The following is a 22,115-nucleotide window of genomic DNA, read 5'->3' on the forward strand; positions in this document are numbered from 1 at the left end:
AAAAGACCTGCGTTTATGGCTCAAGGGCATCGTTCCTTTTATTATCATCCAGCACCTGCTTCAACTGGGCGTCGAGCTGCATAATCTGCGCGACACATGTGGCAGCGAGCGTTTTAATTCGGGGTAAATTTGTTTCTTCCGCGGCAATTTCGACGGCCTGACACGTTTGCGCCAGCCCGGTAGCTTCAATCAGATGCGCTCCCCCCACCAGGCTATGGGCCGCGCGGCGGATAGCAGCAAAATCTTCAGCCTCAATCGCCTCTTGCAACGCCGACATATCCTGCTCATTTTGGTTAATGACAGCCAGAATCAATGTATTAAACATTTCCGGTTGTAATTTCGCCAGCTTAGCGAGGCTGAGAATAACGCCAGAATCGCGTTGAGAAGAAGGGGCCTGCTCGCTTTCTGCACCCTCAATACAGGCTAACAGACGCGCCAGTTCCACCGGCTTGAACAGACAATCGGTCATCCCAGCCTGAGCGGCGAGAGATTTCACCTTTTGTTCGGCCATTGCGGTTAAGCCAAACATGGGCTGCGGGTCACGCCCGGCCAGTTTTTCGTGTTCACGAAGCTGCCTGACCAGCTCAAAACCGCTCATTCCGGGCATATTACAGTCGGTTATCACCATCTCAAACGGCGGAACCTCTTCCAGCCAAAGCCGCAGCGCCTGAGCACCATTTTCAGCCGCCACGCTGTGGTGGCCTGCGTATTCTAGCTGTTGTGCCAACAGCATCCGATTAGGTGCGTGGTCATCTACCAACAGTATTTTGCGGGCGGTTGTCGCATTGATGAGCCCTGGCTTCTGCGTCCCCGTTTGGGGAACGATATCCGGCGACGCGGAGAAACGGAATATAAACGTCGTGCCTTCTCCGGGCGTGCTGTCGACCTCCAGCGTACCGTTGAGCAGCCCCGCCAATTGGCGGCAAATGCTCAGACCCAGGCCCGTACCCGTTTGCGATGTCTGGCCGGAGTCAACCTGTACAAAAGGTTCAAAGATAGCGGTTTGCTGTTCCGGGGTTAACCCCGGCCCCGAGTCACAGACTTCAAGCACATATTCAGCGTGCGTACCGCGTAACGATCGCGTCTGATAGATGATCATTTCGACTTCACCCTGCGGGGTGAATTTAATGGCATTACTCAGCAGATTGGACGCGATTTGGGTGAGCATCAGCGGATCGCAGATTATTCTGTCGGTCTGTACATCGAGCTGAGTCAGCAGTGTCAGACCTTTTTCTTCCGCACTGTAACGGAATAAGGTACTGACATTATTGAGTATTTCACCGAGAGAGACCGGCACCTGGCGTACCGAAAAGGTGCCGGATTCGATTTTAGCCATATCGAGAATGTCGCCAACTAACATTAGCAACGATTTCGACGATTCATAAGCTACAGCGATATTATTGCGTCGCTGTTCCGGCGAGGATTTACCCATATTCTCCAGCTCAAGCAGGCCAATAAGCGCATTGAGAGGGGTACGGATTTCATGGCTCATCTGTGACAAAAATACGCTTTTCGAGGCGCTGGCTTTCTCCACCTGCCGTTTAGTGGCTTTCAACTCATTTTGCAATTTCTGCTGGGTTTCGAGATTTCGTTTAAGAAAGCGGTTTCGCCAGTAATAAAACGCCAGCATCAGCACAATCACCAGCACTATCGCGGCCGCGACGGTGAGCGTCGTCCGATAACGCCCCCAGACTTCAAACCGCTCAAGGGCATAGCGCATCTGCCAACCGTTAAGTTGGGCATCCAGGGTGCGAGGTGGCAATTCGCGCAGCGCTTTATCAATGATGGAGAGTAATGGCCGATTAGCGGGGCTGGTCGCCATCGCCAGCCGCAACGGAGGAAGGGGCAGGGTGAGTGCGATGCGAAAACGATCTTCAAGATAACTTTTCAGCACAAAACTGGCTGAGGTTTGCGGCACGATAGCGCCATCAATCCGGTGCGTAACCAGAGACAGGGCGGTTTCCAGCGAAAAATCTTCTTCAACAAATTGCACTTCTGGAAACTGCTTGCGCAATGCGGGCAGATAATAGCTGCCGGTAAACACAGCGACTTTTTTGCCATTCATGGCCGACAGTGATTTCACCTGTGGGAAGCTTTTACGCGTCACCAGAACCCAGTTGGAAATTTGATATGGGCGAGAAAAAATAACATCCGGATCTTCATGGGCAGAGGCATCGGCAACGGCAATTAAGGCGTCAGGGGATGTTTTTAGCGCGTTGCGCATTTCAGTGACGTTTGAGAACGCATGCCAGCGGAGAGTGATTTCGTTTTGTGCCGCTATTTTTTTTAGTAACGCGCTGGCATAACCGCTTTCTTCGCCATCGTCGTTAATGTACGTCAGCGGGATGTGCGTATGTACCACAAACACCGACAGTTCCGGATGAAGCGCCACCCAGTCTGCTTCCTCGATGGTTAATGCCGGCGATTTAGGTGGGGCAGGTGCCACCGATTTGAGTCCCCAGGTTTGCGCGATCAGACTGTGCGTCTGTGGGCTGATATTATTCAGAACCTTATTAATAGCGCTGGCAAGCTGGGGCTGATCCCGGCGGGTAATAAATTTGAGATCCTGAACGGGCAGGGCGTGACTACGCGAGATAATCAGCCGCTTATCGAACATTCGCCGATTGAGATCTTCGGCAGTGATAGCGTTGGTCCACATCGCCACATTTTCATCGTTGATCACGGTCGTGAACGCGGTGTAATAATCGGGACTGGCGACCAGTTTGAGCTGTGGATAGGCTTCGTGCAGTGCCGCCTGCAATGCATTATTACCTACATAAACCAAGGCCTTATAAGGGGTTGATTGTGTCTGCTGTACCGTTAACTGACCGACCAGCACCGCGCGGTCGTTCAAGTAACTGTCTGTGGCAAGCAGCGAAGGATGCGCATCAGCCAGCCTCTGGTCTCCGGTTATCATATCGACATCGGCCGAATCCAGTGCCGCGATAGCCGCCTGGTCGTTGGGATATTGCAACACCTGGAGTGTGACGCCGAGTGCTGGCGCGAGTAACGCCAGATAATCTGCCGTTATTCCTTCGAAATCTGCCGGGTCTGTATCAAGCTGGAACGGTGGATGCGCCGAGGCCGAAACGCCAACCCGTAAAGTGGGGTGTTGCTTGAGCCATTGAGCGACGCCAGGCGCTTGCCCGGAGACCTCTGTTTGTATCGGTGTGTGAGACAACAGCGTTAAAGGAACCGGGGTTGCAGACAGTGCGCACGGAAGGCTGAAGATGCACATTATCCCTAAAACAGCGTATTTCAGATTCCGTAAAGAACGCATATGGCCTCAAAAAGGTTTACCGCAGAGTGCTTAACGAAATGATAGTAGAAATGTCAGGGGCGGAGTACAGATATCCTCAACGCAGTCATAGGGATATGAGCTTAATATTTAAACATTATTAAACTCATACCCTCGAGCAGTCCTTATTGGTTGATCTTTTTACCCTGAGCATCAACCACGCGTTCACCATCTTCTTTAGTGAATGCGCCACGTTGCTCTTCAGTCAAAATATCCAACACCACCTCAGAAGGTCGGCACAAACGAGTACCCAGCGGGGTCACAACAATGGGGCGGTTGATGAGAATAGGGTGCTGCAACATGAAATCAATCAATTGGTCGTCACTAAAGACGTTTTCTGACAACCCTAATTGCTCATAAGGTTCGACATTCTTACGTAACAATGACCGAACCGTGATACCCATATCGGCGATCAGCGTTACAAGTTCATCGCGGGTTGGTGGTGTTTCCAGATACAGAATAATCGAGGGTTCAATCCCACTATTGCGGATCATCTCAAGGGTGTTGCGGGACGTACCGCAAGCCGGATTGTGGTAAATGGTAATGTTGCTCATATCAGTATCTCATTACAAAGTGAAAGACAGGCGAAGTGCCAGTGCTGTCAGCGTGATAAACAGCACAGGGATTGTCATGACAATGCCCACCCGGAAGTAATATCCCCAGGTGATTTTGATGTTTTTCTGCGACAGAACATGCAGCCACAGCAAGGTTGCCAGGCTGCCGATAGGGGTAATTTTAGGCCCAAGATCGCTCCCGATTACGTTGGCGTAAATCATCGCTTCTTTGATAATGCCCGTTGCTGTACTGCCATCAATCGACAGCGCCCCGACCAGCACGGTCGGCATATTGTTCATGACAGAGGACAGGAAAGCTGTAAGGAAGCCAGTACCGAGCGTTGCCGCCCATAATCCCTGCTCTGCCAGCTGATTCAGCACCGATGAAAGATAATGGGTCAGTCCGGCGTTTCGTAATCCGTAGACCACCAGGTACATACCCAGCGAGAAGATAACGATTTGCCATGGCGCACCTCGTAACACCTTGCCTGTATTAATAGCATGACCTTTCTTCGCAACAGCAAATAAAAGAAGGGCACCAACAGCAGCGACCAGACTGACAGGTACGCCCAGCGGCTCCAGTCCGAAGAAACCTATCAGCAGCAACACCAGAACCAGCCAGCCGGTTTTAAACGTCCCGACATCACGAATCGCATCTTTCGGTTCTTTCAGCAGGGAAACGTCGTAGACGGCGGGAATGTCTTTACGGAAAAAGAGATGCAACATCACAAGCGTAGTGGCAATGGCCGCCAGGTTTACCGGCACCATCACCGCGGCATATTCAGAGAAGCCAAGCTTAAAGAAATCCGCCGAGACGATATTCACCAGGTTTGAGACAATCAGCGGCAGGCTGGCCGTGTCAGCGATAAATCCAGCGGCCATGACAAACGCTAAGGTTGACCCCTGGCTGAATCCCAACGCAAGTAGCATCGCGATGACGATAGGCGTCAGGATCAGAGCAGCACCGTCGTTAGCAAACAGTGCAGCGACCATCGCGCCAAGTAGAACAATCCAGGTAAAGAGCAAGCGGCCCCGGCCGTTGCCCCAACGGGCAACATGCAGTGCGGCCCATTCAAAGAAACCGGATTCATCGAGTAAAAGACTAATGATGATCACGGCAATAAAGGTGGCGGTCGCATTCCAGACTATCTGCCAGACGACCGGAATATCCCCCAGGTGAACGACGCCAGTTAGCAATGCCAGACCTGCGCCCAGCGTGGCACTCCAGCCAATCCCCAGTCCACGGGGTTGCCAGATAACCAGTACGAGCGTAAACAAAAAGATAACACCAGCCAGTAACATCAGAAACTCCATTCACATTTGTTTATTCGAATATATACACCGACGTTAACAGGAGGCCGATGCCGCGTTATTGAGCTTGTTGCGTATATTTTCACGTTCACAATTCCAGGCGGTGTCGATAATACCCGCAGCCCATGCAGGCATATGTGGCGACAGCCGATAGTGAACCCATTTTCCGTCGCGGCGGTCAATGACCAGCTCTGCTTCACGCAACAGCGCCATATGCCGAGAAATTTTTGGCTGAGATTCTGCGGTTGCTCCACAGATGTCACAGACGCACATTTCACCGGATTCCCTGAGGAGCAGTACGATGGTCGAACGGGTTTCATCGGCGAGCAGTTTAAAAAGCTGAACAGGTTGTAGCATGCTTAACCTCGCTAAAAAATAACAATACATATGATATTTCATATGTGATAGCTTTTAAAGCATAGCTTACAAGATGGAGAGTTTTTTATGACGCACTTACCTGCAATAGAACCGGCATACTTTGATGAGGCCATTGCCAGCAAACTGCTGAACGGCACTGAAACTATGCCGCGTATTCTTATCCTTTACGGCTCAGTACGAGAACGATCCTACAGCCGTTTTGCTGCAGAAGAGGCCGGGCGGTTGCTGACGAAGATGGGCGCGGAGGTGAAAATATTTAATCCATCTGGCCTGCCGTTACCTGATGATGCGCCGGACAGTCACCCTAAAGTGCTTGAACTCCGTGAACTGGTCAGGTGGTGTGATGGAATGGTCTGGAGCTCTCCAGAAAGGCATGGTGCCATGAGCTCGGTGATGAAGGCTCAGATTGACTGGATACCTTTAAGTGAAGGTGCCGTTCGTCCATCCCAGGGCAAAACGCTGGCCGTGATGCAGGTTTGCGGCGGCTCGCAGTCGTTTAATACGGTAAATCAGATGCGGATACTTGGCCGTTGGATGCGTATGTTCACGATCCCGAATCAGTCGTCAGTGCCAAAGGCATGGCAGGAATTTGATGATGAAGGACGGATGAAACCCTCAGCCTGGTATGACAGGATTGTGGACGTTGCCGAAGAGTTGTTCAAAATCACGTTAATCCTTAAAGGACACACGAACTATTTGGCCGACCGCTACAGCGAAAGGAAAGAGAGCCATCAGGAACTTTCTGCGCGGGTTAACCAGGCAAAAATCTGACAGTCAGACATGCCCGGATCGATACCGGGCTTTTAGCACACCGTGAACGGAAGGCCTGGTAAAAGAACCTATGAACTGACTCTTTGGCATGTTTCTGAACCGGTATTCTTGGTGGAACCGTAAACCGAGAAACCCGATGTGCCAGTTCGGGCTCAAACCAATAATTCATGATTTTCTGTTTTTCAAATTACTAATCAGTTCATCAACGATTTTTTCCGCTATCTGCTCAACAGCCTCGCTGCGTGACACACCTGAAAGTTCGGCAACTTTATCTATTTTCCTCAGAATTCTCATGCGTAAAGACAACGAAACTGCCGTTTTTTTATCCTTATCCAGCACGACTTTTCCGCCTGAATTACTGATTTTCAGCTCCGCGTTTAAAGCGAGAGCTTCATTCATTCGACGCAGCGTCTTCTTATCCAGTTGTCCCGGGATAACGAGCTGATACGTATGGTTAGCTTTGCTGTATTTAATTTCAGCGGAGTAGGAATCCCTGAGTTCTTTGAGTGCCCGGGTGAGCGTTGGCTCAGAGCATTCAAGGCAGTTAATAATATCGTGTGCAGCGACTGGCTTTCTTGAGCCGAGTAGGTTAGCAAGTGTAAAAATTCGCGCCTGTCTGGTGTTTAATCGCATGTTCAGTTAAAGCCTGCATTCAAAGTCAGTGGTTCAATTGGCTGAAAAATGAATGTTGAGATCATCTTTCTAATAACAGTGTGGCTGTTCAGTGCATCCACGGGGGCCACATTTTGTATTCCCATAAAATTAAGGTTTTCCATCGCCTGACGATTGCACCGGCAGGAAATAATGTATTCATCCTCCAGAGACCCCGTGCGTTCCAGAAAACCTACCCCCAGGTTTGCATAGGTACCACGGCCCCCCGGAAGAATGCTGATCGATTTACGAAATCTGAATCCCATTATGACAACCTTATTTTTGCTGAGACATAGGCATCAGTCTGATACCGTCCGGATTTTTCTCGGATGTCAGACCATAAACCCGGGCTCGTTCCAAAATACCTGCGGCCCAGCGTCTGTGTGTTGCGGGTTCACACATTGCGCCCTGGGATTTAAAAACAGCCTGGGTCGAATTAAGAATACGCAGGGCGTCAGAATGCTCACCCGGGGAGACCATTAACGCCTGTTCAATAACATCAATCTGCCCTGGATGGATAGCAGTTTTGCCTACCAGCCCATGCGCCATATCTAGCGACAACTCACGTGCCATCACCGCGTGATCGTCAATATGCTCGCAGACCGGCGCCGTCAGTGCAAAATCACGCGGGGCAAAAACAGACACCAGCATTTTGATGACATACCCCATCGGGCTGTCGTACAGCGTGAGGTTACGAGGGCGTCTGAGTGAAACGACATTCATCAGGTCATTACCGCCAATACGTAACGCTATAATTCGTTGGTGGCACGGATGGGACAAGAGCGTGGTTGCCAGTTCGCGCATCTGAACAACATCAAAAACCTCTTCCGTCTCAAGAGTCGGCATCAGGCACAAATGTGTATCGGCCATGATGTCCCACCATACTGGCAAAGAGGAGAGCGTGAATTTCGGCAATACAAAGCCGTCTATCGCACTAAGGTCAAGATTCTCAGCCAGCCATTGACCCATATCAGGATGGCGGGGGCGGATGAATAGCAGCGGCCATTCATTATTGCCATTGTTAATTTTTGCGGCATTCAGTTGTTGTAGTAACCGTTTGAGATTTTGCAGTGCCTGAGGAATGTCACCCTCGCTGACGGCATCTTCCAGACAGATAACCAGAGAGCGCAGACCCGGAATTTTTCCGTGCAGGACAGCATCGGCAATATCCAGTCGGGTGGCAGGCATATAAAGCGTGGCCCCCAGATTCCAGGGCGAAAGACGTTTGTCCATCAGAGCACCTTTTTAATGATTGTGACGGCCCTGTACTGGCCGATAGCGTTACCCTTCTCTGTCACCGGGATGCCTTTATCCTGGGCCAGCCCAACCAGCAGTGCAACATCGGGATCATCCACCGAGCGGACAAAGACATGGTCAGGCACACGGCGTAAAACGGCTCTTGTGGCCTCTGCAATCCCCGGCTTGATACGATTGATGCTGTCTACCGAATAATTATTTGCCAGACTTGAAATAACGTCACGGCTTTGCTGCCATAAGCCGGTGTTTTCCTCAGTATCCCAGGCCAGCGCTGGTAATTCCTGACCATCAAATTGTTCACGGAAACGCGCCACGGTTTCGACCAGCATTCGGCTGCATTCATAAGCAGTGAGATGGTCGCAGACGACACACCCGTGCAGTCCTTTATCAGTCCAGACTGAGCGGGAGATAAGGCCCGAAACGGGGGCGCCCATAATCCCAAAGGGGATAAGCCAGTCATCTGCGCTTGCGGCAAGCCATGAGCATCCGCAGGGATCGGCCAGCACGACAAGGCGCGGTTGTTCAGGATACCCGTTCCGGTCTTTCAGCGAACGGACCAGCTCGCCGGTAATCGCGCCTTTACCGGTCCAGCCATCGACAAAGACAATGCCCTGTGTACCATGTCGGGCTTCAATTAATTCCAGTGCAGCGGTATCAATTCCCCTGTCACGGATGATGCTTATCCCGTAATGAAAGGAGTTTTTCCCCATGGCCCGGAGTGCCTGCTGTAACATCACTCCCAACGGCACACCGGCTCTGACAAGGCTGGCAAGAATAATGGGCTCATCACCAAATCGCTTAACGAGTTCCCGTGCAAGCTGCGATACCTCTTTTGCCAGCCGTGCCGCGCCCATGTCAAGGGCGCGTGAAAACAGGTCAAGATGCCACTGCGTAGGAGCAGGTTCCTGACTCAGCATATCGGAGTAATGCTTTTTCCCGGATTGGATCAGCTCTTCTTTCAGATCAACAGGCGTCATTTCCATGGTCACCGGCTGAAGTAAAAACTGCACATCGTCAGGCGAGTAGGAGCCTGAGAAGGTCGATAATTCAGGCTGCATTTATTTTTCTCCAAAAATACGGTGTGAAATGGCTTCAGCAAACTGACTCTGACGAGGCAGACCATACCAGCTACATAGCTTCATGAACCGGTGGTCGCTCAGGCTGTCGCCGAGGCCAATCACCGGGAAAACCCCCCGTTCTGATCGCAGTTTTTCAAGGAGCCAGGTCACGGCCAGTCCTTTTTCAACCGGATGAGGTAACCAGGCAACATTGTTACTGTTGCGGTGGATATAAAAACCCTCGGATGGGAACAATTGTTCTATTTCATCGGCAATCGCATTGAGTTCATCAAGGCGGGTGCTGTCGCGGTGTTTCATCACCAGATAAATCGGTACGCCGTCGTACTCATAATTCAGCCGCGCCCACGCATTAATCCCTCTGGCCTCCATCAGTTCCGTGATTTGCCTTTGCATTCCCGTCAGTCTTTCGTCATACGGGGCAAGACTGTGAAGCATATGGGCTTTCCATTCTTCATCCGGTTGCCCTTGAGGAGTAAGGATGACCGCACCGTGAGTAGTGATAGCCCAGGAGCTAAAGGGAATTTGCACGCGACTGATTTCTTCCGTACCACGGGCCGTCACCGGGATCAGTTCAGCCTGTTCCAGCAGCCAGTCAACCAGCATAGACTGTTCTTCCGTCATGTAACTGCGGGGTGTAAGGCTGCGGTCCAGCGCACCGGTACGGAAGGGCTCAAGTGCCAGTTCATCCACCATTTTACGGCGGGTCTGGAAAAGCGTGTCATCGAGATCGCTCAATACAACAGGTTTATTCATAGGTCACAATCTCCACAACAGGGGCAACATCAGACAGCGCGGTTAACAGATACTGATCCACACTTTCAGCTGGCGTCTCGGTACACAGCAAGATACGGTCAAACTTCTGATGGGCAACGTTATAAACAAAGTTAGGGATACCCAGGCCATAGTTATCAGTGAACGCAATGGCCGACTGGATAGCGAAGCCGTTTGCGATAGGTGAACGGGTCGTTGAACTGTAGTGAACCGTGGCCCCCTGCGCTTCAAGACGCTCGGATAACAGGAAGGGCTCCCAGACAAACTCTCCGGTGCCCAGAACCAGAATACGCTCTCCCGAAAACGTCACAATATGGCGACCTAAATCCCTGGAAGGGACCGTCATGCCGAGTCTGCCCCAGGACTGCTTGCCCGTCACCGGGACTGCACCACGCGAGGTGACATTGACAAAGGGCATAACAGGAACAGGTGCATCCGGGATCGGGGTCCATTGCCACTGACCTTTGACCAGTGAAACGGGGGTCACAGGGAGGGGGCAGCGTTTTGTGAGAGCATCACCGCTCCAGTCAGTGAGTGTCACGGTGACCACCTGCTCCAGGTTGGCCAGGCGATGAGTACTCCGCAACGCACCCAGCAGATTGATAAAGGTATTCCCTGTGGTGGCTTCATCATCGATCAGGACAATCGTGCGAGCTTCGCAAACACGACGGCGCATTTCCGGCTCATCCGGTAAGTAAATCAGATGGTCTGTTGCGTGACTGTGCTCTTCTTTAAATTCGCACAACAGCTCGCCATCGACAGGATGACGAGTGGACGTCAGGTAGACGGACTCACTGAAGCGGTGACGGAGTTCATCAAAGACTCCCGCTCCCAGGCCCACGGCAGTTTCAGCCATACCGATAACGAGAACGGGCCCCGCCATACCTTCAGGAAACTGCTCAGCTAACTGGCGATACACCTGACGCATGACTGAGGGGGACACAGGAATATGACGGCCAAGCACTTTGCTGACAAAGAGAAACGCGCGTTTGGGATTACGTCGTTCTGCAATATCAAACAGGTCGTCCAACAAAAAATTCTGCTGCCTGCCTGTGACCTGAATGGTGCCGCAGGAAAGTGTACGGCGATAAACAATCTCATCATTCACTAAAGCCATAATCAATCCTTCAGTTCAGTCGGTTAGTCAGGTGAGTGGGGTACGCGATAACATCAGTTACGGATCGCACAGTGGCCGGAGCGAAATCGCGCTTTGCCATCTCAATGACGTCGCTTTTCGGCATCAGTCCCAGCTTATGGAAGGCAAACATTCCCGGTAAATTGACCCCGCTGTGTTGGGTATAACCAATGCCGCCAGACGGACGCATATTCGTTTCCAACAGAACGGGGTTGCCAGTGACGTTATTGCGGGTTTGTACATTGACCAGCCCATCAGCCTTCATCGCGCTTGCACAGGCGCAGGCAAGTTCAAATGCTTCACCACTATTTTCAAGATACTGAAGGGGGCCTTCTTTACGACGGGCAACCGCTGCGAGCACTTCACCTTTGTCCGCCAGGATATCAACGGAATATTCAGGGCCAGGAAGATAAGGCATTAAAACCAGGGGCGTAAACGTCTCTGTACCTGACAGTGCCGAAAGGTACTGGCGTGGGTGAACAACACGGTTTGCTGGATGGTTAAAAATGTCCATTGACGATGCCGTGTCATCAAAGCGCCAGAAACCCATGCCATAAATTCCGGTAACAGGTTTTACGCAGAGCTGTTGGCCTTCAAAAGGGGAATGACTGAGATGATGCTGCAATTCTTCAATGGAATTGATCCGCAAAGATGGCACCACAGGGAGGCCATTCTCTTCCATTACTCCAGCAAAAGTTACTTTGTCATCTGCCATTTCCAGCCATTCTGGCCCGGATGCACCGGTAGTCAGTGACGTACCTGAAGCCTCGATGCCCACACGGTGGTTTTCAAACCACTGGCCATGACGTCCGGCATGAAGGGCATTAATACCGTACTGTGCAATCGTGGAAAGGATAAAGGGCAGGCGCTGTTCGGCATCATTAGGCTCTGTCAGTGAAAAATCTGCGACAGAAAGAATTTCGTTACGTTCATTACGGTGTGAAGCGTAAACCGTCAGGTCAGTCTGCATTTTTGTTGCGAAAGACTTTATTCCCAGGATGATGTCTCTTTGAGACGATAACCCTTCCATTAGCCAAATTCTATTTTTCATATTTTCAAATTAACCTGCGGTGAAGAATCTTTTTGGAGAGTGTAATGAGTCTAAAAAGGTCTGCCAAACATGTCAATCATATTATGATTTTTGATGCCGTCCGAAAACGCATAAATGGATACAGTAACGAAACCCATTTTTATCCAATTATATCAATGACATAACCAGATTTATTTTTTTTAGATTCGAACTGGAAATAGAAAAATCCACAAATCTTTTCCAAAATTGGCTTGCTCGGGAACTTCATCATGATATGATTTTCTTCGCAGGCAAAATATCTTTATTTCTCCTTGTTTCAGTCAATACCATTTTAAGGAAATGAATATGGTTTCATTAAGCAAGAATCAGACGGTATCACTCAGCAAACAATCCACCGCGCTCAGTCAGCTTCAGTTTGGCCTCGGGTGGGACCCCATCAAGAAAAAAGGGTTATTTGGCGGGATGTTCGGTGGCAGCGACTCCATTGATCTGGATGCCGGTTGCGTCTTAATGGACAGCACCGGTAAAACCATTGATACCGTGTGGTTCCGCAAACTGAAATCAACGTGCGGTTCCGTGGTACACAGCGGTGATAATCTCACTGGCGAAGGTGACGGCGATGATGAGGTTATCAATGTCTACCTCAGCAAACTCTCCCCAAATGTTGAATATCTGGCCTTTACCGTAAACAGTTTCCGTGGACAGTCTTTCAATGATGTCGCTAATGCCTTCTGCCGCGTTGTTGACCAGTCGAATAAAGAACTGGCTCGCTACCAGTTGACCGAGCAGGGCCCTCATACCGGTATCGTTATCGCATCACTGCATCGCAATAACGGTAACTGGGACTTTACTGCTCATGGTCATGCATGCCGTGGTCGTACTATTGACGACATGCATGCTGACATTGTGGCTACGGTGGTCCGCTAATGAACCTGACGCCGGGGGGGAATGCCCCCGTTCCTTCAGAGGAGCTTCGCGTCCGTATTCTCTCCGGGGGACCGGTCGATGCATCCGCTTTTCGTTTGTTTACAAACGGGAAAGTGCAGGGTGATGCCGATATGGTCTTTTATGGTCAGCCCCGAAATGACGACGGAACCATCAGTCTGGTCAGTGAAGGTCATAACACCACCTTCACCGTTTCGCTTAATCGCCTGAAAGCAGATGCAGCGAAAGTCGCTTTTACTGTCACCTGTGACGGGGGGCAGGTCGTCGCTGGTCTGCGCAATCTGTCCATTCAGGTGGAAAAGGGCAATGAAGTTCTGATTGCCGGACCGGTAGAACTGACCGGACGCCAGGAAGCCGCTTTGATTCTGGGAGAGCTTTATCGCCGCAATAATGACTGGAAGTTTCGTTTTGTCGCCCAGGGATTTAACGGCGGTCTTAAACCACTGGCAGAACACTTTGGCGTCGATATTGCTGACACCCCAGCTCCGGTGTCCACCCCACCTGTCGCGACTCCGCCTCCTGCTCCCGCCGCCAGTAAAATCAGTCTGAGCAAGGTCTCTCTAACCAAAGAGAAACCGGCTATCAGTCTTGCCAAGCGCGACAACTTCGGGGAAATTCGCATCAACCTGAACTGGAATCGTACTAATAGCTCATCCGGGCTGCGTAGCATGTTTGGTCCCAAAGGTTTGGATCTGGATTTAGGGGCATTTGTTGAACTCCAGGACGGATACAAATCTGTCATACAGGCATTAGGTAACGCCTTTGGTGATTATCATAATGAACCTTACGTTCAACTCCAGGGTGATGACCGGACCGGCGCAGTTTCAGAAGGTGAGTGGCTGCATATTAATGGTAAAGAATGGAAAAACATCCGTCAGGTGCTTATCTATGCCTTTATCTACGAAGGTGCAGCCAGCTGGGATAAAACAGATGGCGTGGTCACACTCCATGTGCCGGAACAACCACCGATTGAAACACGTCTGACTGAGGGTGAAAACAAACGCACACTGTGTGCGATTGCCCGTCTCGTTAACGAAAATGGTTCCATTAAAGTCGAGCGAATTAACCAGTACTTCAAAGGGCAGTCCGAGATGGACCGTGCATTTGGCTGGGGCTTTCGCTGGAGTGCGGGTTCTAAATAACACAGCAACCAAGGATTCAAAAATGAGCTTTTTCAACAAAGTAAAAGGTGCTCTTAGTTCAGGCCGTGAAGAGCTGACCCGCCAGGTGGGTCGTTTTAAAAATAAGAAATTCATGCAGGGTACCGTCGCGGTATGCGCACGTATTGCAGTTTCAAGCGATGGCGTGAGTGCGGAAGAAAAACAGAAAATGATTGGTTTTCTTCGTTCCTCAGAAGAGCTGAAAGTTTTCGATACCACTGAGGTTATCGAATTCTTCAACAAACTGGTGACCAGTTTCGATTTCGATATGGAAATCGGGAAGGGCGAAACCATGAAACATATCCTTGCACTCAAGGATCAGCCTGAAGCAGCACAGCTGGCTTTGCGAGTGGGTATTGCTGTCGCCAAGAGTGACGGTAATTTCGATAAAGATGAACAACAGGCAGTCCGTGAGATTGCTACTGCGCTGGGTTTTGATCCAGCTGAATTTGGTCTTTGAGTCCAGACCTTTAAGAGGTAGTTATGGTTTCAACACACATCGGTTTTCCAACTGAAACAGTCATTGTTTTCATTGCACTGTCAGTCGGGGCCATCTTCATTGACTTGTTTATGCACCGTGACGACAAGCCAATCTCGTTGAAAAGTGCCGCCCTTTGGTCACTTTTCTGGGTCGTCGTGGCGATGGCTTTTGCCGGATTCCTCTATATTCATCACGGTGCAGAAGTTGCAAGTCTGTTTGTTACCGGTTACGCGCTGGAGAAAGTCCTCTCCGTTGATAATCTGTTCGTGATGATGGCTATCTTCTCGTGGTTCTCAGTGCCGGACCGTTATCGGCACCGGGTGCTGTACTGGGGCATTATCGGGGCCATCGTATTCCGTGGCATCTTTGTTGCTATTGGTACCAGCCTCCTGAGCCTTGGGCCGTATGTTGAAGTCGTCTTCGCGATCATTGTGGCCTGGACTGCTGTCATGATGCTCAAAAGTGGCGACGATGAAGATGAAGTTGAGGATTATTCCCAGCACCTTGCCTACCGTATGGTGAAACGCTTCTTCCCAATCTGGCCGAAACTGAAAGGGCATGCATTCCTGCTCTCGCAGAAAGAAGTTGATGCGGAGCTGGTAAAGCCAGAAAACAAAGATGTGACTATCGGTCGTGGAAAGAAAGCCGCAATGTACGCCACGCCGCTGTTTTTATGTGTGGCCGTCGTTGAGCTTTCTGATGTCATGTTTGCCTTTGACTCCGTCCCGGCCATCATTGCCGTCAGCCGTGAGCCATTGATTGTCTACAGTGCCATGATGTTTGCCATCCTCGGCCTGCGTACCCTTTATTTTGTTCTCGAAGCGCTGAAGCAGTATCTGGTCCATCTTGAGAAAGCGGTCATCGTGCTGTTGTTCTTTATCGCTGTAAAACTGGGGCTGAATGCAACAGATCACATCTGGCACCATGGTTACAGTATCGCAGCCACCACAAGTCTGTATGTTGTCCTTGGCGTCCTGGCTGTGGGTATTGTTCTGAGCATTATGTTCCCGGGCAAACCAGACGTTGAGAAAAAGGAGAGTTAATCTCCTGATATCATCAGATAAATTTAATTAAACGTAAGAGGTTAATGTATGAGTGTTTCTCTTTCCAAAGGCGGAAATGTATCCCTGAGCAAAGCAGCACCTACAATGAAAAATGTCCTGGTCGGCCTTGGCTGGGATGCGCGTTCGACCGATGGTCAGGACTTTGACCTGGATGCTTCCGCTTTCCTTCTGTCACAGAATGGTAAAGTACGCGGTGATGCTGATTTTATTTTCTACAACAACCTGAAATCGACCGATGGTTCAGTGACGCATACCGGTGATAATCGCACGGGTGAGGGCGACGGTGATGATGAATCACTGAAAATTAAACTGGATATGATCCCGGCTGATGTCGATAAAATTGTCTTCGTGGTCACGATCCACGATGCACATACTCGCCGCCAGAGCTTCGGACAGGTTGCCGGGGCATTCATTCGCCTGGTGAACGATGATAACCAGACTGAAGTGGCTCGCTACGATCTGTCTGAAGACGCGTCGACTGAAACCGCAATGTTATTTGGTGAACTGTACCGTAACGCGGGTGAGTGGAAATTCCGTGCGGTAGGCCAGGGCTATGCAGGTGGCCTGTCTTCCGTTTGTGCTCAGTACGGCATTAATGCTTCCTGAGAAAAGTAACTTTTTACATAGATGGGCCAGCAATCTGGCCCAAACTAAAATGATGAACAGGAGTTTACAATGGCAGTTTCTCTCGTAAAAGGCGGTAACGTTTCTCTGACTAAAGAAGCCCCAACCATGAATGTGGCGATGGTTGGCCTGGGCTGGGATGCGCGTGTGACTGACGGGCAGGCATTTGACCTTGATGCATCTGTATTCATGGTTGGTGACGACGGTAAAGTGCTGTCTGATTCACATTTCATTTTCTTCAACAACAAAATTAGCTCCGATGGCGCTGTTGAGCACCAGGGGGATAATCGTACCGGTGAAGGTGACGGTGATGATGAACAGGTTAAAATCGACCTGTCTAAAGTCTCTGCTGATGTGAAAAAAATGGTTTTTGCCGTCACTATCTATGATGCGGATGCGCGTAAGCAGAATTTCGGCATGGTGAGCAACAGCTTCATGCGTGTCTACAATAATGACAACGGTGCTGAAATTGCCCGTTTCGACTTGTCTGAAGATGCATCCACCGAAACGGCCATGGTCTTCGGTGAGCTGTACCGCCACGGGGCTGAGTGGAAGTTTAAAGCAGTAGGCCAGGGTTTTGCAGGCGGTCTGTCCGCACTGGCATCCCAGCATGGCGTGAATATCTGATAAGTAGAAATGATCTCAACCCCGGATATCCGGGGTTTTTTTATGCAACAAATGACGATGAAATTGCAATCAGGTCAAAATTTACTTCTGCAAACTTGAAATTAAAACGTCCTGCGGGGCGTTTTCAATCTTTAAAAGAGGTCGCTTTAAGGCGGGGTATCGCCGCTTTCTTCCTGTCCCAGCGGGAATGGAAATGCCGCCAGTGAGCATCTTTCGCCGCCGCCAGCAATTCATAATCACCCCGAGTATCTCCCCATGCCCGAAGATGATACTGGTCCAGAGACCCATAAATAGATTCCAGCCGGTTGATCTTCTGTATGCAACGACAATTGTGCCCTGTAATGCGCCCGGTCAAAATCCCATTTACACTTTCAAGTTCAGTGCCAATCAGCTTGATCCCAAGCCGCTCTGCAAAAGGCGCTAGCACAAGCCTTGGTGAGGCTGAACATAGTGTTACCTCCACGCCGGAAGATACTTCGGAAGCTACAGCCAGCAAACCTGACGATCGCATTAAGCGTCCCCAGTAAAATTTACAATAGAGTTCAGCTTTTTCTTGTACCCATTTTTCCTCGATACCCGTGAGAAACGTTGATATCAAAGTCTCTTTGAGCTCATCCCGCGTCAATTTACGCCGCAGACACCTGAGGGAAGGCATAGCAAGTTTTACAAGCCTGCGAGTAAAACAACGATTACCAAAGGCAAAGCGCAGAAAGGGTATAAAGCTGTCATGTCGGGTAAGGGTTCCGTCAAAGTCAAAAACGGAAAGAACCTTTGTTTCAGCACGCGTTGACGTATTCACATGTAAGTTCATTTAGAATGAGAAAGTTAATACGAATTTTATCACCTTCTTAAGGGGGCAAAAAGTTCACTGGGCAAGCTTCGGACCGAAAATAACCCGGTAGGTCCCCTGAACTTAACGTCCAGCCCGTACGTTATCAACTGATCCTACCCGCGAATAGTGGACACACGACTAAGTGAGTAAACTCTCAACCAGAGGTGACTCATGACAAAACCAGTATCAACCAGTAAGAAGCCCCGCAAACAGCACACGCCTGAATTCCGTAACGAAGCCCTGAAGCTTGCGGAACGTATCGGTGTTGCTGCCGCTGCCCGGGAACTCAGCCTGTACGAATCCCAGCTCTATGCATGGCGCAGTAAGATTAACAATGCCCGCTGCTCTTCCGAACGCGAGCAGGAAATGTCCGTTGAAATTGCCCGCCTTAAACGCCAGCTGGCTGAACGGGACGAGGAGCTGGCCATTCTCCAAAAGGCCGCGACATACTTCGCGAAGCGCCTGAAATGAAGTATGTCTTTATTGAAAAACATCGGGCTGAGTTCAGCGTCAAAGCCATGTGTCGGGTTCTGTGGGTTGCCCGCAGTGGCTGGTATGCCTGGCGCCTGCGTCGTCATCAGATAACCCCTCGACAGCAGTTCCGGCTTGTCTGCGATGCTGCTGTCCGAAAGGCATTCACTGACGCAAAACAGCGTTATGGTGCGCCCCGTCTTGTGGATGAGCTTCCTGCGTACAATGTCAAAACCATTGCCGCCAGCCTGCGGCGTCAGGGGCTTCGCGCAAAAGCGGCCCGGAAGTTCAGCCCGGTCAGCTACCGCGAACATGGCCTTCCGGTGTCTGACAATCTGCTGAAACAGGATTTTTTCGGGGGGATTACCTTGGTATCTGCGCTGGAGAAAGAGCTTTCAGAGGCCGTTAGTGACCAGACCAAAGATGACCACAAAACACCGGATTCTGCCTGACGCTATCTTGGTGCGCATAATGTATGACGCTATGTTACAAAAGGGTTCTGAGCCATTCCGGTAAAATGGGGTTGTTGTTTACCGGAATGGTGAAGGTTCGTCTTTACACATAGAGTGCATTATGCGAATCATTAGTTAAAAAATCCTGACTCCCTGCAATATCAAAAATATAATAACAAATGCAGCATAACCAGCAGTTGCTGTAGTATCTTTTATTTTAAAATTTAAAGCGCCTGATAGTAATCGAGCACCAATCCCACCTAAAAGAGAAACCACAACACTTAATATGATGTATTTACTCTTTGATGAGTCGTCGATCTCTAGGAAAAGCAGAAGGATTACCATGACGGTAATACTTATAATTCCAAGTATGGCAGAATAGATACGCTCATGTGTTTTTGTCATTCTGAATCTTCTTTTTGTATCAAACCCTTTTACAGGTAAGCCATTGTCTATACATTTTTCTTTTAATGCCCTAATTTCTTTTTTATTCTTTACTTGAACTATTAGTTGTTGCAACCCAGCAAAAGCATGTTTGCTTGGCTTATAATCATCACCATAATACGCACACATTATTGAATAATGATTCGGGATCGCCCCTTCAAGCGCATCACAAAAAAGACCTGCCAAATCAGTTAGTTGAGATGTTTTTTCACTGGTTAAACTTTCCTCCGCAGCATCTAATTCCGCATAGCATCCATCCATGAAATTGAATAGTTTTAACCCGGCATCATGCAGCTTATTAATTTTTGCATTATCAAGGCCGGAAGATTCAATATCTTCCATAATAGAATCATATTCATTATAGAGTAAATCAATTGTTTTGTTTTGATTCTGAACTAAATCTTCCAGCTTCACTTGATATCATTCCCTTATTGTTATTTCTTCTGGCTTTGAATCATTTTTAAAATTGTTTTCTGCAAAGTGTTAGTTCTTGCTTGGTCTCGACTTTCATTAGCAGAGCTTAATAACTCTCCCTTATAGTATTTTTTAATTACATCATATACTTCTTGATCGGTTGGCTTTCTTCCTAATTGATGGAGGTCATTAGCAATTTTTAGTGCTTGCTCTTCTGTTAGCTCTCCTGTAATGATCTTATTATGATCAAAAGCAAGCGCTGTTTTTAACTCTTCTACTAATTTAGACATCAGTAATATCCTTTTTTATTTAAATTAACTTCACAGTGGTACTCACTATTGAGGTTATCAGTAATATGAATTTCTTCTGTGCCACCAATAGAGCAGCCCATATCCCACAATAAGAATCCCGAAAAACATCAGAGACATTCCCCAACCGGTTCCGTACCACGAAACCATATCATCGAAAACCAATCCGCCAACGTCACGAACTCCAGCAGCTTCTTTAAGGATCGGTTTGAAAACCGGAATCAGAAGGGCAATTGCTAAGGGCGCTCCCCAGCGAACAAGGCCAGTTTCCATTTTGATCCCGAAGAAGATCCCGGCTCCTACTGCAAGAATCCAGACAATCAGGCTTGGGGCTGTTTCCAGAGCCGTTTGCCATCCAACATCGAATGTTTTCATCAGCCATCCTATAACCGCCAAAAGAAAAACAGCCACACCGATGAAAACCAGCTCTACACCATTTGTTTCGTTACTCCTACTCATCTATTTCATCCTTTTTTTGCATAGAAATTTTAGCCGCTAAAATTCTTCACATCGCCGCGAAGCGATTCGGGGTTCTGTGTGAAGTGGTCAACAAAAACTGGCCAAAGTTTTAGAGTTTTTCCAGAACAATCGCTCTGATTCATTGGGTGTTAAGCCACCGTTATATTGGTGGGGTCTGAGCTGGCTGTAATAACCAATGATGTAATATAAAAAATAATTTTGGCTCCGATTCAGAGCAAGTGAAGCATATTAATAAAGAAATTGAATATTGCGAAGAAAATGGAATCGTTCGTTTTGAACAGAAATTAAAATCACGTTATTTGCAGAAAAATAATCTTTTATTCTGGGGGCTTGTAAGTATCCCGCTTAACCGAACCATTCACTTTTAGAGATCTTCCGACATACTGATTATGTCCCCTGAGGAGATCGCTATGCGTAAGATCCGATTCACCGAAAACCATATCATCGCCGTTCTGAAGTCTGTCGAAGCCGGGCGTACCCGGATTTAAGAAGCTTTTTCAGGTACTTCGCAGGCAGGGTAACGCCTGGAATCATAAGCGTGTTCACCGGATTTACTGCCTGCTGAAACTCAATTTTCGCCGCAAGGGGAAACAACGACTTCCGGTGCGCAATCCGGCTCCGCTGGCGACGCCGGAAGCACTCAACCAGAGCTGGTCGATTGATTTTATGCACGATGCGCTGACATGTGGCCGACGTTTTCGGACTTTCAACGTCGTGGATGATTTTAACCGCGAGGCTCTGGCCATAGAAATTGACCTGAATATCCCGGCGCAGCGGGTTGTGCGGGTGCTGGACAGGATAGTGGCAAACCGTGGATATCCGCTGAAGATGCGGATGGATAACGGCCCGGAGCTGATATCACTGGCTCTGGCACAATGGGCTGAGGACCATGGCGTGATGCTGGAATTTATCAAGCCAGGCAAACCGACACAGAATGCCTTTATAGAACGCTTTAACCGGACGTACAGGACAGAAATCCTGGATTTTTATCTGTTCAGAACGCTGAATGAAGCACGGGAAATTACAGAGCGCTGGCTGACGGAATACAACAGCGAGCGGCCTCATGAATCCCTGAATAACCTGACGCCGGAAGAATACCGGTTGATGGCTGAAAAACCGGAACTCTCAAAAAGTGTGTGGAACTAAAACAGGTATGCTTACAGGCTATCTGATTACTCCATATTAAACGAGTTACAAAATACATTTTTAAATTTAAATGAAAAACTATCGGTGAATGCTATGGACTTTGAAACTATAAGCGAACATGTATGTTTTGCTGACCGCTCATATCATTCGTGCGCTGTAATGGATTGCGGGATGGGTGCGTCAAGTCCCGTCCCGTAAGCCATTAAGCGTCTTGTAGAATCATCGTCGATAGTAGCCAGTTGACGGTCAGTGTCAACGATTCCCGCCAGATTCCACCATCCTTATCATTGGTGCGCATAATGTATATTATGTTAAATGCAATAAAGGGCAATGAAAACAGACAGAACCACCGATACGCTTCGCAAGCTTCAGGGCTTCGTTGCGAAATTCAGGCATGTGCTTTGCGGGGCTTTTTACTGGTTGATACTGGGT

At 49.2% G+C, this 22,115-nt stretch carries 22 protein-coding genes and 2 pseudogenes; 9 read left to right on the forward strand and 15 right to left on the reverse strand.

From position 1 onward, the window contains the following. Positions 1–13: 13 nt before the first annotated feature. The 4 genes from ACG0Z5_RS01175 to ACG0Z5_RS01190 form a co-directional block, all read right to left on the reverse strand. Positions 14–3,181 (reverse strand): ATP-binding protein, encoded by a 3,168-nt coding sequence (locus ACG0Z5_RS01175; protein WP_394444923.1) that lies wholly within the window; start codon positions 3,179–3,181, stop codon positions 14–16. Between the two features lie 242 nt (positions 3,182–3,423). Further along, the gene (gene arsC, locus ACG0Z5_RS01180; RefSeq protein WP_394444924.1) at positions 3,424–3,852 is read right to left on the reverse strand and encodes a glutaredoxin-dependent arsenate reductase; all 429 of its coding nucleotides are present in this window, start codon (positions 3,850–3,852) and stop codon (positions 3,424–3,426) included. Positions 3,853–3,864: 12 nt separating this feature from the next. Then, positions 3,865–5,154, reverse strand: a complete 1,290-nt coding sequence (locus tag ACG0Z5_RS01185; protein WP_394444925.1) for an arsenic transporter — start codon at positions 5,152–5,154, stop codon at positions 3,865–3,867. A 45-nt stretch (positions 5,155–5,199) separates the two neighbouring features. Beyond that, a complete protein-coding gene (locus ACG0Z5_RS01190; protein ID WP_394444926.1) occupies positions 5,200–5,520 on the reverse strand; it encodes a transcriptional regulator in 321 nt (106 codons plus the stop codon). Positions 5,521–5,607: 87 nt separating this feature from the next. On the opposite strand from ACG0Z5_RS01190, the gene arsH reads away from it, so the two are divergent. Beyond that, positions 5,608–6,312, forward strand: coding sequence for an arsenical resistance protein ArsH (gene arsH, locus ACG0Z5_RS01195; protein WP_394444927.1), 705 nt, complete (start codon positions 5,608–5,610; stop codon positions 6,310–6,312). A 165-nt stretch (positions 6,313–6,477) separates the two neighbouring features. Here the strand turns inward: arsH and ACG0Z5_RS01200 are convergent, their stop codons facing one another. The 7 genes from ACG0Z5_RS01200 to ACG0Z5_RS01230 are packed head-to-tail and all read right to left on the reverse strand — an operon-like array spanning position 6,478 to position 12,256. Beyond that, the gene (locus tag ACG0Z5_RS01200; protein ID WP_394444928.1) at positions 6,478–6,945 is read right to left on the reverse strand and encodes a tellurium resistance protein TerW; all 468 of its coding nucleotides are present in this window, start codon (positions 6,943–6,945) and stop codon (positions 6,478–6,480) included. Positions 6,946–6,947: 2 nt separating this feature from the next. Next, entirely contained in the window at positions 6,948–7,229 is a 282-nt protein-coding gene (locus ACG0Z5_RS01205) for a hypothetical protein (protein WP_394444929.1), read from the reverse strand. Between the two features lie 10 nt (positions 7,230–7,239). Then, positions 7,240–8,196: an HpcH/HpaI aldolase/citrate lyase family protein gene (locus ACG0Z5_RS01210; protein ID WP_394444930.1), complete on the reverse strand. Its 957-nt coding sequence runs from the start codon at positions 8,194–8,196 to the stop codon at positions 7,240–7,242. Continuing rightward, the gene (locus tag ACG0Z5_RS01215; protein ID WP_394444931.1) at positions 8,196–9,278 is read right to left on the reverse strand and encodes a cysteine protease StiP family protein; all 1,083 of its coding nucleotides are present in this window, start codon (positions 9,276–9,278) and stop codon (positions 8,196–8,198) included. The genes ACG0Z5_RS01210 and ACG0Z5_RS01215 overlap by 1 nt, the downstream gene beginning before the upstream one ends. After that, the gene (locus ACG0Z5_RS01220; RefSeq protein ID WP_394444932.1) at positions 9,279–10,052 is read right to left on the reverse strand and encodes a hypothetical protein; all 774 of its coding nucleotides are present in this window, start codon (positions 10,050–10,052) and stop codon (positions 9,279–9,281) included. Continuing rightward, positions 10,045–11,187, reverse strand: a complete 1,143-nt coding sequence (locus ACG0Z5_RS01225; protein WP_394444933.1) for a phosphoribosyltransferase domain-containing protein — start codon at positions 11,185–11,187, stop codon at positions 10,045–10,047. The genes ACG0Z5_RS01220 and ACG0Z5_RS01225 overlap by 8 nt, the downstream gene beginning before the upstream one ends. A gap of 10 nt (positions 11,188–11,197) precedes the next feature. After that, positions 11,198–12,256 (reverse strand): ATP-grasp domain-containing protein, encoded by a 1,059-nt coding sequence (locus ACG0Z5_RS01230; protein WP_394444934.1) that lies wholly within the window; start codon positions 12,254–12,256, stop codon positions 11,198–11,200. A gap of 324 nt (positions 12,257–12,580) precedes the next feature. On the opposite strand from ACG0Z5_RS01230, the gene ACG0Z5_RS01235 reads away from it, so the two are divergent. The 6 genes from ACG0Z5_RS01235 (at position 12,581) to ACG0Z5_RS01260 (ending at position 17,136) form a co-directional block, all read left to right on the forward strand. Beyond that, the gene (locus tag ACG0Z5_RS01235) at positions 12,581–13,162 is read left to right on the forward strand and encodes a TerD family protein (RefSeq protein ID WP_174341385.1); all 582 of its coding nucleotides are present in this window, start codon (positions 12,581–12,583) and stop codon (positions 13,160–13,162) included. After that, on the forward strand, positions 13,162–14,322 hold the full coding sequence (locus tag ACG0Z5_RS01240; protein ID WP_394444935.1) for a TerD family protein: 1,161 nt from the start codon (positions 13,162–13,164) through the stop codon (positions 14,320–14,322). The genes ACG0Z5_RS01235 and ACG0Z5_RS01240 overlap by 1 nt, the downstream gene beginning before the upstream one ends. A gap of 22 nt (positions 14,323–14,344) precedes the next feature. After that, positions 14,345–14,800: a tellurite resistance TerB family protein gene (locus ACG0Z5_RS01245; protein WP_394444936.1), complete on the forward strand. Its 456-nt coding sequence runs from the start codon at positions 14,345–14,347 to the stop codon at positions 14,798–14,800. 23 nt (positions 14,801–14,823) lie between these two features. Then, complete coding sequence (gene terC, locus ACG0Z5_RS01250) at positions 14,824–15,864, forward strand: tellurium resistance membrane protein TerC (protein ID WP_394444937.1); 1,041 nt, start codon at positions 14,824–14,826, stop codon at positions 15,862–15,864. A gap of 48 nt (positions 15,865–15,912) precedes the next feature. Further along, entirely contained in the window at positions 15,913–16,491 is a 579-nt protein-coding gene (locus ACG0Z5_RS01255) for a TerD family protein (protein WP_394444938.1), read from the forward strand. Between the two features lie 69 nt (positions 16,492–16,560). Next, a complete protein-coding gene (locus ACG0Z5_RS01260; protein ID WP_174341390.1) occupies positions 16,561–17,136 on the forward strand; it encodes a TerD family protein in 576 nt (191 codons plus the stop codon). A 124-nt stretch (positions 17,137–17,260) separates the two neighbouring features. Here ACG0Z5_RS01260 and ACG0Z5_RS01265 read toward each other — a convergent pair whose 3' ends face one another. Then, positions 17,261–17,947, reverse strand: coding sequence for an HAD-IB family hydrolase (locus tag ACG0Z5_RS01265; protein WP_394444939.1), 687 nt, complete (start codon positions 17,945–17,947; stop codon positions 17,261–17,263). A gap of 192 nt (positions 17,948–18,139) precedes the next feature. Between ACG0Z5_RS01265 and ACG0Z5_RS01270 the strand changes: the two are divergent. Next, a pseudogene (locus tag ACG0Z5_RS01270) lies at positions 18,140–18,795 on the forward strand (transposase); the annotation flags it as partial. A gap of 231 nt (positions 18,796–19,026) precedes the next feature. Here ACG0Z5_RS01270 and ACG0Z5_RS01275 read toward each other — a convergent pair. Genes ACG0Z5_RS01275 through ACG0Z5_RS01285 form a run of 3 tightly spaced genes read right to left on the reverse strand, consistent with a single transcriptional unit; the run spans position 19,027 to position 20,516 of the window. Beyond that, positions 19,027–19,749 (reverse strand): hypothetical protein, encoded by a 723-nt coding sequence (locus ACG0Z5_RS01275; protein ID WP_394444940.1) that lies wholly within the window; start codon positions 19,747–19,749, stop codon positions 19,027–19,029. A 20-nt stretch (positions 19,750–19,769) separates the two neighbouring features. Next, complete coding sequence (locus ACG0Z5_RS01280; RefSeq protein ID WP_394444941.1) at positions 19,770–20,039, reverse strand: hypothetical protein; 270 nt, start codon at positions 20,037–20,039, stop codon at positions 19,770–19,772. 57 nt (positions 20,040–20,096) lie between these two features. Continuing rightward, complete coding sequence (locus ACG0Z5_RS01285; protein WP_394444942.1) at positions 20,097–20,516, reverse strand: hypothetical protein; 420 nt, start codon at positions 20,514–20,516, stop codon at positions 20,097–20,099. A gap of 501 nt (positions 20,517–21,017) precedes the next feature. Between ACG0Z5_RS01285 and ACG0Z5_RS01290 the strand changes: the two are divergent. Next, positions 21,018–21,683 (forward strand): annotated as a pseudogene (locus ACG0Z5_RS01290) (IS3 family transposase); the annotation flags it as partial. Positions 21,684–22,115 lie beyond the last annotated feature (432 nt).

The sequence above is a fragment of the Scandinavium sp. M-37 genome (genome assembly GCF_043558715.1).
GTDB lineage: Bacteria > Pseudomonadota > Gammaproteobacteria > Enterobacterales > Enterobacteriaceae > Scandinavium > Scandinavium vulneris_A.

Coding starts and splice junctions, on each gene's coding strand:
- arsC (WP_394444924.1), bottom strand. CDS start 3,852: ATGAGCAACATTACCATTTACCACAATCCGGCTTGCGGTACGTCCCGC.
- ACG0Z5_RS01185 (WP_394444925.1), bottom strand. CDS start 5,154: ATGTTACTGGCTGGTGTTATCTTTTTGTTTACGCTCGTACTGGTTATC.
- ACG0Z5_RS01190 (WP_394444926.1), bottom strand. CDS start 5,520: ATGCTACAACCTGTTCAGCTTTTTAAACTGCTCGCCGATGAAACCCGT.
- arsH (WP_394444927.1), top strand. CDS start 5,608: ATGACGCACTTACCTGCAATAGAACCGGCATACTTTGATGAGGCCATT.
- ACG0Z5_RS01200 (WP_394444928.1), bottom strand. CDS start 6,945: ATGCGATTAAACACCAGACAGGCGCGAATTTTTACACTTGCTAACCTA.
- ACG0Z5_RS01205 (WP_394444929.1), bottom strand. CDS start 7,229: ATGGGATTCAGATTTCGTAAATCGATCAGCATTCTTCCGGGGGGCCGT.
- ACG0Z5_RS01210 (WP_394444930.1), bottom strand. CDS start 8,196: ATGGACAAACGTCTTTCGCCCTGGAATCTGGGGGCCACGCTTTATATG.
- ACG0Z5_RS01215 (WP_394444931.1), bottom strand. CDS start 9,278: ATGCAGCCTGAATTATCGACCTTCTCAGGCTCCTACTCGCCTGACGAT.
- ACG0Z5_RS01220 (WP_394444932.1), bottom strand. CDS start 10,052: ATGAATAAACCTGTTGTATTGAGCGATCTCGATGACACGCTTTTCCAG.
- ACG0Z5_RS01225 (WP_394444933.1), bottom strand. CDS start 11,187: ATGGCTTTAGTGAATGATGAGATTGTTTATCGCCGTACACTTTCCTGC.
- ACG0Z5_RS01230 (WP_394444934.1), bottom strand. CDS start 12,256: ATGAAAAATAGAATTTGGCTAATGGAAGGGTTATCGTCTCAAAGAGAC.
- ACG0Z5_RS01235 (WP_174341385.1), top strand. CDS start 12,581: ATGGTTTCATTAAGCAAGAATCAGACGGTATCACTCAGCAAACAATCC.
- ACG0Z5_RS01240 (WP_394444935.1), top strand. CDS start 13,162: ATGAACCTGACGCCGGGGGGGAATGCCCCCGTTCCTTCAGAGGAGCTT.
- ACG0Z5_RS01245 (WP_394444936.1), top strand. CDS start 14,345: ATGAGCTTTTTCAACAAAGTAAAAGGTGCTCTTAGTTCAGGCCGTGAA.
- terC (WP_394444937.1), top strand. CDS start 14,824: ATGGTTTCAACACACATCGGTTTTCCAACTGAAACAGTCATTGTTTTC.
- ACG0Z5_RS01255 (WP_394444938.1), top strand. CDS start 15,913: ATGAGTGTTTCTCTTTCCAAAGGCGGAAATGTATCCCTGAGCAAAGCA.
- ACG0Z5_RS01260 (WP_174341390.1), top strand. CDS start 16,561: ATGGCAGTTTCTCTCGTAAAAGGCGGTAACGTTTCTCTGACTAAAGAA.
- ACG0Z5_RS01265 (WP_394444939.1), bottom strand. CDS start 17,947: ATGAACTTACATGTGAATACGTCAACGCGTGCTGAAACAAAGGTTCTT.
- ACG0Z5_RS01280 (WP_394444941.1), bottom strand. CDS start 20,039: ATGTCTAAATTAGTAGAAGAGTTAAAAACAGCGCTTGCTTTTGATCAT.
- ACG0Z5_RS01285 (WP_394444942.1), bottom strand. CDS start 20,516: ATGAGTAGGAGTAACGAAACAAATGGTGTAGAGCTGGTTTTCATCGGT.